11 protein-coding genes are annotated in these 13,138 nt (G+C 68.3%); 5 read left to right on the top strand and 6 right to left on the bottom strand.

Annotated elements, in window-relative coordinates; all coding sequences use genetic code 11:
• Positions 1–34: 34 nt before the first annotated feature.
• Both D514_RS32105 and D514_RS32100 read right to left on the bottom strand, forming a co-directional pair.
• The gene (locus D514_RS32105) at positions 35–1,075 is read right to left on the bottom strand and encodes an alanine racemase (protein WP_017830481.1); all 1,041 of its coding nucleotides are present in this window, start codon (positions 1,073–1,075) and stop codon (positions 35–37) included.
• Positions 1,072–1,776 carry an alanine racemase gene (locus D514_RS32100; protein WP_236610967.1) on the bottom strand — a complete coding sequence of 235 codons (705 nt, stop codon included), beginning with the start codon at positions 1,774–1,776 and terminating at the stop codon, positions 1,072–1,074. Before D514_RS32100 ends, D514_RS32105 begins: the two co-directional genes overlap by 4 nt.
• A gap of 80 nt (positions 1,777–1,856) precedes the next feature.
• On the opposite strand from D514_RS32100, the gene D514_RS32095 reads away from it, so the two are divergent.
• Entirely contained in the window at positions 1,857–2,873 is a 1,017-nt protein-coding gene (locus D514_RS32095) for a sugar-transfer associated ATP-grasp domain-containing protein (RefSeq protein WP_017830479.1), read from the top strand.
• 61 nt (positions 2,874–2,934) lie between these two features.
• Here D514_RS32095 and D514_RS32090 read toward each other — a convergent pair whose 3' ends face one another.
• The 3 genes from D514_RS32090 to D514_RS32080 form a co-directional block, all read right to left on the bottom strand.
• Positions 2,935–3,630 (bottom strand): coenzyme F420-0:L-glutamate ligase, encoded by a 696-nt coding sequence (locus tag D514_RS32090; RefSeq protein WP_017830478.1) that lies wholly within the window; start codon positions 3,628–3,630, stop codon positions 2,935–2,937.
• A complete protein-coding gene (locus tag D514_RS32085; protein ID WP_017830477.1) occupies positions 3,627–4,865 on the bottom strand; it encodes an RNA polymerase sigma factor in 1,239 nt (412 codons plus the stop codon). Before D514_RS32085 ends, D514_RS32090 begins: the two co-directional genes overlap by 4 nt.
• Before the next feature lie 168 nt (positions 4,866–5,033).
• Positions 5,034–5,975 carry a proteasome assembly chaperone family protein gene (locus tag D514_RS32080; protein ID WP_017830476.1) on the bottom strand — a complete coding sequence of 314 codons (942 nt, stop codon included), beginning with the start codon at positions 5,973–5,975 and terminating at the stop codon, positions 5,034–5,036.
• A gap of 113 nt (positions 5,976–6,088) precedes the next feature.
• On the opposite strand from D514_RS32080, the gene D514_RS32075 reads away from it, so the two are divergent.
• From D514_RS32075 to sucB, 3 genes are all read left to right on the top strand, one after another.
• Complete coding sequence (locus tag D514_RS32075; RefSeq protein ID WP_017830475.1) at positions 6,089–7,561, top strand: leucyl aminopeptidase; 1,473 nt, start codon at positions 6,089–6,091, stop codon at positions 7,559–7,561.
• A gap of 3 nt (positions 7,562–7,564) precedes the next feature.
• Positions 7,565–8,938, top strand: coding sequence for a dihydrolipoyl dehydrogenase (lpdA, locus tag D514_RS32070; RefSeq protein WP_017830474.1), 1,374 nt, complete (start codon positions 7,565–7,567; stop codon positions 8,936–8,938).
• Between the two features lie 67 nt (positions 8,939–9,005).
• Positions 9,006–10,763: a 2-oxoglutarate dehydrogenase, E2 component, dihydrolipoamide succinyltransferase gene (gene sucB / locus D514_RS32065; RefSeq protein ID WP_017830473.1), complete on the top strand. Its 1,758-nt coding sequence runs from the start codon at positions 9,006–9,008 to the stop codon at positions 10,761–10,763.
• Between the two features lie 9 nt (positions 10,764–10,772).
• Here the strand turns inward: sucB and D514_RS39255 are convergent, their stop codons facing one another.
• On the bottom strand, positions 10,773–12,242 hold the full coding sequence (locus D514_RS39255; protein WP_017830472.1) for a hypothetical protein: 1,470 nt from the start codon (positions 12,240–12,242) through the stop codon (positions 10,773–10,775).
• A gap of 161 nt (positions 12,243–12,403) precedes the next feature.
• On the opposite strand from D514_RS39255, the gene D514_RS32055 reads away from it, so the two are divergent.
• The gene (locus tag D514_RS32055; protein ID WP_017830471.1) at positions 12,404–13,114 is read left to right on the top strand and encodes a DUF4191 domain-containing protein; all 711 of its coding nucleotides are present in this window, start codon (positions 12,404–12,406) and stop codon (positions 13,112–13,114) included.
• The last annotated feature ends 24 nt before the right edge of the window (positions 13,115–13,138 follow it).

Below are 13,138 nucleotides of genomic sequence, written 5' to 3'. Positions count from 1 at the left end.
CTCCCCTCGGCTGACCGTGGTCAGCCGAGGCAGATCAGTCGGCGACGACTCTGCGCACGCGCGGCGTGAGCCGGGTGAGGATCTCTTCTCCCACGGTGTCGATGCGCTCGGCGAGAGTCGTCGCCGACGTGTCTCCGCGCTCACCAGCGCCGAACACGACGATCTCGTCACCGACGCGCGCTCCCGGCCACCCCTCGACGACCGATGCGGTGTGGCCCACCGACACGAGCGTCCGCGCTCCGCCGGGGGTTCCGACGCGGCTTCCTGAGAGTGTGGAGGGGAGGCCGTCGAAGCTGCCGATCCCGATCGATACCCGGTCCCCGTCGAGGTCGACGACCGTCGCGACGAGGCTCGCGGCCGGGCGGATGCCGTCGAGTTCCGGTCCCTCCGCGGATCGGATGCCGTAGCAGAACGCTCCGATGCGTGAGACCGTTCCCCGCAGCTCGGGACGCCACCACGAAGCCGCCGAGGCGGTCAAGTGCAGTGCCGTGGGGTTCGCGCCCGACTCCCGGACGACGCGGACCGCGTCGAGGAACGCCTCGTGGGCGATGTCATCGTCGGCGTCACTCGCCTCCGCGATATGGCTCCACACGCCAGCGAACTCCAGGAGCCCGGCGTGCTCGGCTTCGCGCGCCTCGGCCACCGCCACCGCCCAGTCCTCCGGGAGGATGCCGTTGCGGTGCAGACCCGTGTCGATCTTCAGGTGCACGCGTGCAGATCGTCCGAGTGCCTCGGCGCGCGCGATGATCCGCCGCAGATAGTCGAGCGTGCCGACGCCGAGGTCGATCCTCTGCATCAGCGCATGGTCGATCTCTTCATCCGTGGATGTGACCCAGGCGAAGATCCTGGCGTCGCCACCCGCGATCCTGCGGACGGAGAGACCGGTGCGGATGTCGTAGCTGCCGAACCAGTCGATTCCCGCGTGCACCGCGGCATCCACCGCCCAGGAGAGACCGTGACCGTAGGCGTCGTCCTTGAGCACGAGCATCAAGGTCGACGGGGCGACACGGGCGCGCACCGCATCGATGTTCGCTCGGAAGACGCTGCTGCTCAGACGCAGTTCGGGGCGACTCATGCCTCCCACCCCCGCACGGCATGAGCGCCGGCGACGGTGATGAGCTCGGCCGCACTCATCCCTGTGACGGCGGCCCATCGCGAGATCCCCGACGACGCCGGCCCCTCGCCGCCGAAGTAGGTGGCTTCCGTGCCTGCCGCGACATCGGCGCCATCGAGGTCGACGACGCAGACGTCCATGGCGACGCGCCCGACGATGGGCCTGCTCACACCATCGATCTCCACGTCGGCGCGGTTGCCGAGCGCCCGCACGATGCCCTGTGCGTAGCCGCCGGTCACGAGCGCCACCACGGTGTCTCGGGACGCGCGGTAGGTGTAGCCGTAGGAGACGGCGTCTCCCTGCCGAAGGCGCTTGGTCGACAGGACCCGGCCGGTCAACCGCATGACCGGTCGCGTCGCGAGCTCGCGGTCCGAATCGGGGATGCCGTAGAGAAGAGACGCATCGATATCGGGCTCTCCGGTGGTGACACCGTGGATTCCCTCGAGCTGCAGCGCCTCGACCTCGCCCTGCGCATCGACGAGCACATGCTCGGCACCGGCTGCGGTCACGACCTGGGCGACGGCGAGGACGCCGTGACCCCACGCGTCGCGGCGGAGATCTGCCACGCGACCACCGGCTGCCACCGCTGCCGACGCTCCTGCCGCCAAGGCGGAGCGGGAGATCATCGCACGCGGCAGGGAGCTGGAAGTCGTGTCACACACGTCTTCCAGCCTAGCTTCCGGCTCCCAGGTCGGCCTCCCCGGCCCCCGTAGACTGGTGGGGACCCCGACCCTGGAGCCTCATGTCTCGTCTTTCCCTCGCGCCCCGCATCCGCTATCTGATGGGACGTGCCCGCCGCATCGACGTCGGATCGGTGGTGGAACGCGCCAAAGAGGCGTCCGAGCAGCACCACAAGGCGGTCCCCGCGATCGTCGTCGACATGCTCTGGTCGGCCGCGCGCCACAACGTCGGGTTCCAGGACTACATCGACTACGACTTCGCGATGCTGACGAAGGCCGAGCGCGCGACGTACATGACGCATCCGGTCTCGAACCAGCTCTCCCAGCGGTACGACCACCCGGACTATCGCTGGATCTTCCAGGACAAGGTCGAGTTCGACAAGCAGTTCTCCGAGCACCTGCACCGCGAGTGGATGGTCGTCGAGGAGGGCAACGCCGAGGCTGTGCGCGAGCTCACCCAGCGCCTCGGAACGATCGTCACCAAGGAGCCGGTGGGCCAGGCGGGCACGGGAGTGCACCGCTATCACGCCGCCGACATCGACGACTGGGACGAGTTCCACCGCGGGCTTCTGGCCCGCGGCGAACTCCTGATCGAGGAAGTCATCCGTCAGCACGACGCCCTCGCAGCCGTGTGCCCCGGCACGGTGAACACCACCCGGATCACGGCGTTCTTCGATGGCGAGAAGGCCCATATCCTCGCCATGGCCCAGAAGTTCGGGCGTGGTGCCGTGAGCGACCAGATGACGTTCGGCGGCTTCTACACGATGCTCGACGAGAACGGTCATGCCGTCGGCGCAGGGTATGACTCTCACGGCCACGTGCACGAGACGCATCCCGACTCGGGCTTCCGTATCGCCGACTTCCAGCTTCCCTACATGGAGGAGGTGCGCGCGTTCATCGACGAGGTCGCCCGCGTCGTGCCGCAGGTGCAGTACGTCGGCTGGGACATCGTGGTCTCCCCGGACGGGCCCGTGCTCGTCGAGGGCAACTGGGGTGCCGGCGTGTACGAGAACAAGCCCAGCGTCACCGGCATCCGCACGGGGCACAAGCCTCGCTACCGCGAGGTCATCGGCTTCTGAATCCCACGAAGAAGGCCCCGGATGCTGAGCATCCGGGGCCTTCTTCGTGGATCTGAGCGGATCAGACCGCGCGGACGATGCCGAGCGGCGTCGACTCGAGGCCCTGTCCGAGCGGGTTGTCGCCCAGGATCTTGACGAGGCGACGCTCTGCGTCCTTGTCGAGCGTCGAACCGAGGATGTTGCCGCCGAGATCGTTGATGTCGACCACCGCCACCTCCGCCTGACCGCCGATCAGCGCCTTCACGCGTGCGGCCACGCCGTCGGGATCCTTGGGTCCGAGCACGACGGCCTCGTTGTAGGGAGGGATGGTGTGCTTGGTCGGACCGTCGATCGCGCGTGCCTTGTCTCCGGCGATGCGGTAGAAGTCACCACGACGGCCGAAAGCCTTGGTCACCGCCGCCACGGCGGAGGCGAACAGGATGCGCGGGGTGCCGCACTCCCGCAGCGCCATCTCCATCGTCTCGGGCATGCCGAGCCCGATGCCGTACGGCGTGCGGGTGACGTACTTCGAGAGGAAGAGCGCGAGCTTGCGCGGCTTGATCTCGTCGAGACGGTACGACCGCCCCTGGGTGATCGCCACGATCTTCTCGGTCACGAACAGCAGGTCGCCCGGCTGCACGGCGTCCTTGGCGTACTCCGTGATGATCGCGTCGAGGTCGTCCTCGGGCATGACCACCCGGGTGCGCAGCGGGATGCGCGCGTAGCTCTTGCCGTCGACGCTGGTCTCGAGCGCCTTGCCGTCGTTCGCCTGGCTCATTCGAGGTAGTCCCGCAGGGACTGCGAGCGGCTCGGGTGACGCAGCTTCGCCATCGTCTTGGACTCGATCTGGCGGATGCGCTCACGCGTCACACCGAACGTGTCGCCGATCTGGTCGAGCGTCTTCGGCTGACCGTCGCCCAGGCCGAAGCGCATGCGGATGACACCCGCCTCACGCTCAGACAGCGAGTCGAGCAGCTGCTCCAGCTGACGCTGCAGCATGGTGAAGCCCACAGCGTCGGCGGGGACCACAGCCTCGGTGTCCTCGATGAGATCACCGAACTCGCTGTCGCCGTCTTCACCCAGCGGAGTGTGCAGCGAGATCGGCTCACGGCCGTACTTCTGCACCTCGACGACCTTCTCGGGCGTCATGTCGAGCTCACGGCTGAGCTCTTCCGGGGTGGGTTCGCGGCCGAGGTCCTGCAGCATCTGACGCTGCACGCGCGCGAGCTTGTTGATGACCTCGACCATGTGCACCGGGATGCGGATGGTACGGGCCTGGTCGGCCATGGCGCGGGTGATCGCCTGACGGATCCACCAGGTGGCGTAGGTCGAGAACTTGAAGCCCTTGGTGTAGTCGAACTTCTCGACAGCGCGGATGAGACCGAGGTTGCCCTCCTGGATCAGATCCAGGAACTGCATGCCGCGGCCGGTGTAGCGCTTGGCGAGCGAGACGACGAGTCGCAGGTTCGCACCCAGCAGGTGGCTCTTGGCGCGCTGACCGTCGCGGGCGACCCACTGCAGGTCGAGACCGAGCTGGCTCGTCTTCTCGGCCGCGGTCATCGCCGACAGCTTCTCCTCGGCGAACAGACCCGCCTCGATGCGCATCGCGAGCTCGACCTCTTCGGCCGCGTTCAGGAGCGCGACCTTTCCGATCTGCTTCAGGTAGTCCTTGACCGGGTCGGCCGTCGCACCGGTGATCTGCGTCGAGTAGACGGGGACGTCTTCGTCGTCGTTCGACGAGATGACGATCGCGCCGGTCGGCAGCGGCTCGGTGAACTTCGGCTTGGCGTCCTCGTCCTCGTCATCCTCCACAGCGGCAGCTGCGGGAGCCTCGTCTTCTTCGACGACGTCCTCGGACTTCTTCTTCTTGACGGGGGCGCGCTTCGCTGCCGCACGCTTCGCCGCGCTCAGGGGCGCGGGCTTCTCGGGCGCATCGGCCTCGACCGGAGCGTCGGCGGTCGTCTCTTCGGCAGCCTTCTTCGTCCGGGTGTTCTTCGTCGTGGCAGGAGTCACGTTTCGCCTTTCACGGAGCTGCTGTGTAGCCCCGGGACATTTCGGACACTAGTAAGACCCTTGTCAAGTCCAGCGCTCGAAAACACTGATTGACAACGGGTCAGAGTCCTAGTATCGCACACGTGTGGCGATGCGGACGCATTCCGACGAAGTTCTCGCGGATCCGCCTCAACCGCGACCGGGCTTGTCCTCGTCACCGGACGGGCGTGAGGCCAGATAGCGCTCCAGCTCCGCGGCCAGTTCATCGGCACTGGGAAGGTCGCGCTCGCTGAAACCGCCCTCGTCGTAGGAGTCGTCGTCAGGGTTTCGTCCCGCCATGTACGCGTCGTAGCGGCGCTCGAGATTGTGGACCATCTGCTGCAGCTCGTCGTTCCCGGCGACCTGCTCGTCGACCCGCGTCAGATAGTCCTCACGGCGCTCCTGGACGGCATCCAGCATGAGAACGAGTCCGGTCGAGGCCATCAGCCGCTCCGCCGCCGCGATGACTGCGTCGGGATTCTCGGTCTCGGCGAGGTAGTGGGGAACCAGCAGAACGAAGCCGACGGCGCGATCGCCGCGCTCGACGAAGCGGAATTCGAGCAGGTGCCCCGCTGTCGCCGGGACCTGCGTGCGCGGACGCCACACGGAGTGCGCCACGGTGAGCTCCCGGCGGTTGCCGCTGACCGTCGTGCCGATCGGGCGCGTGTGCGGTACCGGCATCGCGATCGAATGCACCCAGTGCAGGCCCGAGATCTCGAACTCCGCCGCCAGCGCGAGAACGGTGTTCGCGAAGAGGTTCCACGCGAAGTCGGGCTCGTATCCGGCGAGGAGCAGGAACGGACGACCGAGCGCATCGGTCGCCAGCGACAGTTCGAGTCGTGGCGGCGAGAACTCCGTGAGATGGTCCTGGTCGAACGAGATCACCGGACGACGCGCGCGATAGTCCAGTAGCGCGTCGTTCTCGAACACCACGACCGGCTGCGGCGATGCGGTCTCGCGCAGGTGATCGATCAGACCGGAGACCGCGCTGCCCGCATCCGTGAAACCGGTGAGAAGCAGCACCAACGGCAGGCCGTGCGGCACTGCGGGCGCATTCGCGACGCGTTCGTGGATCTCACCGGAGAAGGGCATGTCTCCATGCTACGAGCAGGTCCGGATGCCGGGGCGCGGAGCGTCATGCTGAGAGCGAACACGCGCACGGACGGCGCGCGACCATGCCGCGGCAGAGATCCTAGGATGGAGGTATGACGCTTCCCGTGCTCTCGCACACCACCGCTCAGTTCCCCGGAAGCGCTGCAGATGCCGCAGTGCTCGTCGTCGCCGCTCTCCCCGATTCGGCGGATTCCCTGGCCGGCTACCCCGGCCTCGCCGACACATTGGCCGGCATCGGATTCACCGGCTCCGCCGGATCCTTCGTCCGCGTGTACGCCCCTGATGTGACGTCTTTGCCGTTCGCCGTCGTCGGCGCCGGCGCCAAGCCCGACGCCGCAGCGGTGCGCAACGCGGCCGGTACGGCGCTGCGCACGCTCACCGGCTTCGAGCACGTCGCGCTGACCCTCGCCGAAGGCCTCGAACCCTTCGCCGCGGCAGCGGCCGAGGGAGCGGTACTCGGCGGGCACAAGTTCGACGGATACCGCACGGAGAAGGGCAAGGCGCGCGCCGCTGCGGTCACCCTGCACGCCGAACTCGACGACGAAGACGCCGAGTACGCCCAGGTCATCGGCGACGCGGTCGCCCTGATCAAGGACCTCGTGAACGTTCCCGCCGAGTGGCAGAGCCCCGCACAGCTCGCACAGAGCGCGGCCGACAGCGTCGCCGACCTCGACGTCACCGTCGAGATCCTCGACGAGAAGGCTCTCGCAGAGCAGGGCTTCGGCGGCATCCTGGGCGTGGGGCAGGGCTCGGATCGTCCCCCGCGTCTCGTGCGCCTCGACTACTCCCCCGCCGACGCTTCGCGACACATCGCCCTCGTCGGCAAGGGCATCACGTTCGACACCGGCGGCCTGTCGCTCAAGCCCGCTGCGTCCATGGTCGGCATGAAGTTCGACATGGCGGGTGCCGCGACGTCGCTCGCCGCGATCCGTGCGATCGCTTCGCTCGGCCTCCCGGTCCACGTGACGGCGTGGCTCTGCATCACCGACAACATGCCGTCGGGCAGGGCGCTGCGCCCCGGCGACGTCATCCGCATCCTCGACGGCACCACGGTCGAGGTCCAGAACACCGATGCCGAGGGTCGACTCGTGCTCGCAGACGGCCTCGTGGCCGCGAGTCGCGAGAACCCGGACGTCATCATCGACGTGGCCACCCTCACGGGCGCCATCGTCGCCGCACTGGGCCACCGGCACACCGGCGTCTTCGGCGACGTCGAGACCGTGTCCTCGTTCATCTCCGCGACCGCTCAGGTCGACGAGCCCGCATGGCACATGCCGCTGCCGGAGTACATGGAGGAGTCGCTCGAGTCCCCCATCGCCGACCTGCAGAACGCGAACATGGGCGACCGGATGGGCGGCGCCTCCTACGCCGGCCTGTTCCTGCGCCGATTCGTCGGTCGTACCTCGGATGCCGACGACGCTCCGCGCATCCCCTGGGTGCACCTCGACATCGCGGGATCCGGCGAACACGCCGGTGCCCCGTACGGCTTCACTGAGAAGGGCCCCACCGGGGCGATGGTCCGATCGATCGTCGCCTTCGCCGCAGCATCCCACACGGAGGCATGACATATGACAACCCACACCTTCGACATCGTCGTCCTGGGCGGCGGCAGCGGCGGTTATGCCGCGGCACTGCGGGCGAGTGAGCTCGGCAAGTCCGTCGCGCTGATCGAGAAGGAAAAGGTCGGAGGGACCTGCCTGCACCGCGGATGCATCCCGACCAAGGCGCTGCTGCACGCCGCAGAGGTCGCCGACCATGTGCGCGATGCCGCGTCCGTTGGCGTGACCGCAGCACTGCAGGGCATCGACACGGCCGGGGTCCGCGCCTACCGTGAAGGGATCGTCGCCAAGAAGTTCAAGGGCCTCGAGGGACTCGTCAAGGCCCGCGGGATCACCACCGTCGCCGGACTCGGCCGCCTGAACGCGGATCGCAGCGTCAACGTCGGCGACGACGTCTACGTGGGGACGGATGTGGTGCTCGCCACCGGCTCGTACAGCCGCTCCCTCCCCGGCCTCGAGATCGGCGGCCGGATCCTCACCAGCGAGCAGGCTCTCGCCCTGGACGTCGTGCCCGACCACGTGCTCATCCTGGGAGGTGGTGTGATCGGCGTCGAGTTCGCGAGCGTCTGGCGCTCCTTCGGATCCGAGGTCACCATCATCGAGGCGCTCCCGCACCTCGTCCCGAACGAGGACATCGCCCTCAGCAAGGGACTGGAGCGAGCATTCCGTCGTCGCGGCATCAAGTACTCCCTCGGCACCCGCTTCCAGAGCGTCGTGCAGGACGAGTCCTCCGTCACGCTGACGCTCGAAGACGGCACGCAGTTCACGGCCGACTACCTCCTCGTCGCCGTCGGTCGCGGTCCCGTCACGGCCGATCTCGGTTTCGAAGAGGCAGGCGTGACCCTCGATCGTGGGTTCGTGATCGTCGACGAAGATCTGCGCACCGGTGTGCCTGGTCTCTGGGCCGTCGGCGACATCGTGCCCGGCCTCCAACTCGCGCACCGCGGATTCCAGCAGGGCATCGCGGTCGCCGAACGGATCGCCGGACTCTCGCCTGCCACCATCCCGGACGCCCAGATCCCCAAGGTCACGTATTCGAGCCCCGAGGTCGCCTCGGTCGGTGTGACCGAGGCCGCCGCCGCCGCCGAGCACGGCGCAGATGCGATCGTCGCCTACGAGTACAACCTCGCCGGCAACGGCAAGAGCGAGATCATCGGAACCGGTGGTCTCGTGAAGGTCGTCCGCCTGAAGGACGGGCCCGTCATCGGTGTGCACCTGCTCGGCGATCGTGTCGGCGAGCTCATCACCGAGGGGCAGCTCGCCGTCGCCTGGGAGGCGCACCCGGAGGACATCGCTCCTCTGATCCACGCGCACCCGACCCAGAGCGAGGCACTCGGCGAGGCCTTCCTGGCTCTGGCCGGCAAGCCCCTGCACGCCCTCTGAGCACCAACCGGTGTCCGAGTCACTAAGCTAGACAAGCGTCATACAACTTCCTGAAGGAGACTCAGTCATGAGCACATCCGTCGTCCTCCCCGCTCTCGGCGAGAGCGTCACAGAGGGTACGGTCACCCGCTGGCTCAAGCAGGTGGGAGACACCGTGCAGGCGGACGAGGGCCTGCTCGAGATCTCGACCGACAAGGTCGACACCGAGATCCCCTCCCCCGTCAGCGGCGTGATCGAGGAGATCCTCGTGGCCGAGGACGAGACCGTCGAGGTCGGCGCTCTCCTCGCGCGCATCGGTGATGGCAGCGCCGCGGCCCCGGCTGCAGATGCCCCCGCGGCCGCGGCCCCCGCCGCAGAAGAGGCACCGGCGCCCACCGCCGAGGCTCCGGCCGCTGAAGCACCGGCACCCGCTGCCGAAGCACCGGCCGCAGAGGCTGCACCCGCGGCACCCGCGGGCGATGCGACCGACATCGTTCTTCCCGAGCTGGGTGAGAGCGTCACCGAGGGCACCGTCACCCGCTGGCTCAAGCAGGTGGGTGACAGCATCGCCGTCGACGAGGCTCTTCTGGAGATCTCCACCGACAAGGTCGACACCGAGATCCCCTCGCCGGTCGCCGGCGTGCTGCAGGAGATCGTCGCCGGCGAAGACGAGACCGTCGCTGTCGGCGCCGTGCTGGCACGTGTCGGCTCGGGTGCAGCACCCGCCGCCGAAGCGCCTGCTGCTCCGGCACCTGCTGCTGCTCCGGCTCCCGCCGCAGCTCAGGCACCTGCCGCTGCTCCGGCACCCGCCGCAGCTCCGGCACCTGCCGCTGCTCCGGCACCCGCCGCAGCCCCGGCACCTGCTGCTGCTCCCGCTGCTGCTCCGGCACCTGCTGCTGCAGCCCCGGCTCCCGCCGCGACGAAGCTCGCACTCCCGACAGAGAACGACAACCTCTACGTGACCCCGCTCGTGCGCCGTCTGGCGTCGCAGCAGGGCGTGGACCTGGCTTCGGTCACCGGCACCGGTGTGGGTGGTCGTATCCGCAAGGAAGACGTGCTGAAGGCCGCGGAGACCGCGACGGCGGCACCTGCTGCTGCAGCCCCGGCTCCCGCTCCGCTCGAGGTCTCGCCCCTGCGCGGCACGACGCAGCCGATGTCGCGTCTGCGCAAGGTGCTCGCCAAGCGTGCTGTCGAGTCGATGCAGCAGACGGCGCAGCTGACCACGGTCGTCGAGGTCGATGTCACTGCCCTCGCCGACTACCGCGACAGCGTGAAGGCGTCGTTCCTGGAGAAGACGGGCGACAAGCTCTCCTTCCTGCCGTTCTTCGCTCTCGCCACTGCTGAGGCGCTGCAGGCGTTCCCGATCGTCAACGCGACCGTCGATGGCGAGAACATCGTCTACCCCGCCAGCGAGAACGTGTCGATCGCCGTCGACACCGAGCGCGGTCTGCTCACGCCGGTGCTGCGCGACGCCGCTTCGAAGAACATCGCGCAGATCGCACACGAGATCGCCGATCTCGCCGCGCGTACCCGCGACAACAAGCTGAAGCCCGATGAGCTTGCCGGCGGCACGTTCACGCTGACCAACACCGGGTCGCGTGGCGCCCTGTTCGACACTCCTGTCGTGTTCCTGCCCCAGTCGGCGATCCTGGGTACCGGCACGGTCGTCAAGCGTCCGGGGCTCGTGAAGGTCGGAGGTGCTGATGCGATCGCCGTCCGGTCGTACGTGTACCTTGCGCTCTCCTACGACCACCGGATCATCGACGGCGCAGACGCAGCCCGATTCCTGGGCGCGGTGAAGGCCCGCCTCGAGTCGGCGCAGTTCGCCGCTCAGCTCGGAGCCTGACCGCACGAGTCATCCTGGCTGGTCCGCGACGTCATAGACGTCGCGGACCAGCCATTTCTCGTCTGTGCGGATGAGAACGACGATCCTCTGATCGGACCCCTGACCCTCCGCGTCTCCCTCCCCCTCATCTATCTCGCTCGCCCCGAGACGTACCACCGCGACGTCTCCGTACTCGTCCACGAGTTCGGGACTCGACTGCACCGGATCCACCCTGCCGAGAGCCTCCATGACCTTCGCGGAGTCCCCAGCCACGGCATCCGCGCAGGAGGTATCACCCTGGGCGCGGCAGTCCGCGATCGCGCGCAGGAGAGATGGCACGGCGCCGAGGGGATCCTCCCCGGCGGCGGAGGACTCCGACTTCGAGGCCTCTCCGTCCGCGGGAGCTGCCCTCGGGCGCGGCGCACTCACCGACGCCGCATCTCCCCCCGGCGCCGGCGTCTGAGAGCTGCCATCTGCTGCCCCCTCGGCCTTCCCCGCATCCTCGCCGTCAGGCCAGAGAAGCCCTCCGGCGAGCACCAGAGCCGCGGCCACCCCAGCCACCGACACCGATCTCTTCCGCCGGTCGGCTTTCGCCTCTGACCGCCCTGCCCCGCTGTTCCGAGGTCGTGTGCGAGCGGGACGGGTTCGTCGTCTGTCCTCCAGTCGCGCGTGGATCGCCTCGGCGAACGCGCGGAGCGCATCGCGGATCGCGTCCCGTCTGCGGCTCCCCCGATGCGGTTCACCGGTGCGGACGCGATCCGCACGCAGACGGAGCGCGCCCTGACGGTCCTGGGGAGCGCCTGGCGCGACCGCGCGAGCGAGGTCTCGTGCGCGCTCGGGAGCGTGGAGCTCGCGCTCGAGCGGCTGCGGAGCCGCGATGTCGAGCATCGACTGCTCCCATGAATCGATGAGCGTGCGAGGAAGACGCGGATGGGTGAGAGTCTTCTCCAATCCGTCACCGACAGCGCCCAGCACGCGCGTGAGTGCTTTGTCGGGAGTCTGCTCCCTCAGGCTCTCGAGGATCTCCAGGACTCCTGCTCTGGCGTCAAGACCATCTCCGAGCACGAGCACAGGACGCCCTCCATCGGTCAGCCACCACGTGCCGGTGCGCGCGCCGCCGGCACCCTCTCCCAACTCGTCGAGCCCCCGCAGAAGACTGACGACGAGAGTGCTGGATTCACCGGGGGTGATGTTCCCTCCCGCCGCGGATCGCCGGCCCAGGAACCCCTGCACCCGCTCCGTGCACCACGGAAGCAGCGCATCGTGCCCTCCCCTGCGACGGCTGACGTCGGTGGGCGCCGCGATGTGTTCGGCGCCCGCGAAGCGCCATCCGTCCCAGCCACGCAGGATCGCTGCGTCCATCCGCACGGCGACGCCTTCCCCCTGGGTCACGAGCGTGCCCGCGAACGGCCCTTCGGTCGGATCGAGCGTCCTCACCACGCGATGGGCCCCCGGTACGAGTGGCGCCCCACGGCCGTCGTCGCTCGCGATGTCGTTCATCTCCCCATCACAGCGCAGGAGGCGCTTCCGTCACCGGGTTCGGAGGCGACCAGGACGGATTCCGGCGGAGTCCCCGATGTGCAGGAAGAGTGAGAGGAGCCCGCTCCGCTTCGCGCGAACGTCGACATCACGAGGCCGTCGGACTCGGTAGGCTGGTCCTCATGGCAAAGAGTGCTCCTGAACCCGAAAAGCGTCCTGGGTTCTTCTCCCAGATCAAGTCCCTCTTCCGGTTCACACGTGAGGCCTACTCGTGGCTTCCGTGGGCGCAGGCCGCGATCCTCATCGGCGGCGTGCTGCTCGGCCTCGTCGCCGGCTATCTCATCCCGCCCTTCCAGGTCTGGACGCTGATCCTCTGGGGCATCACCGGTCTCATGCTCGGCATCCTCGGCGCCCTGTTCCTGATGACGCGCCTGTCGACCTCCGCCATGTACAGCAAGATCGACGGCATGCCCGGCGCCACCGGTCATGTGCTCAGCACCAGCCTGGGTCGCAGCTGGCAGGCGTCCGAGACACCCGTCGGCATCAACCCGAAGACGCAGGAAGCCGTCTACCGCACCATCGGCCGCGGTGGCATCGTGGTCGTCGGCGAAGGCGCACGCGGTCGGCTGACCCGCCTCGTCAACGAAGAGCGCAGCAAGGCCCAGCGCGTCGCGCACGGCGTTCCCGTCACGGTTCTCTACGTCGGTCACGGCGATGACGAGGTGGCGATCGCCGATCTGTCGAAGACGATCAAGAAGCTCCCGAAGGTGATCGACAAGGCCACGATGGCCGCCGTCATCCGGCGCGTGGATTCCGTGTCCCAGTCGCTGTCGTCGCTGCCGATCCCGAAGGGCATCGACCCGACCAAGGTGCGCTCCCAGCGTCCTCGTTGAGCTCTCGCACACCAGCCTCGAGCG

This window comes from Microbacterium sp. UCD-TDU (assembly GCF_000340625.1).
Classification (GTDB): Bacteria; Actinomycetota; Actinomycetes; order Actinomycetales; family Microbacteriaceae; genus Microbacterium; species Microbacterium maritypicum.
This window is presented reverse-complemented; position numbering and strand designations above follow the sequence as displayed.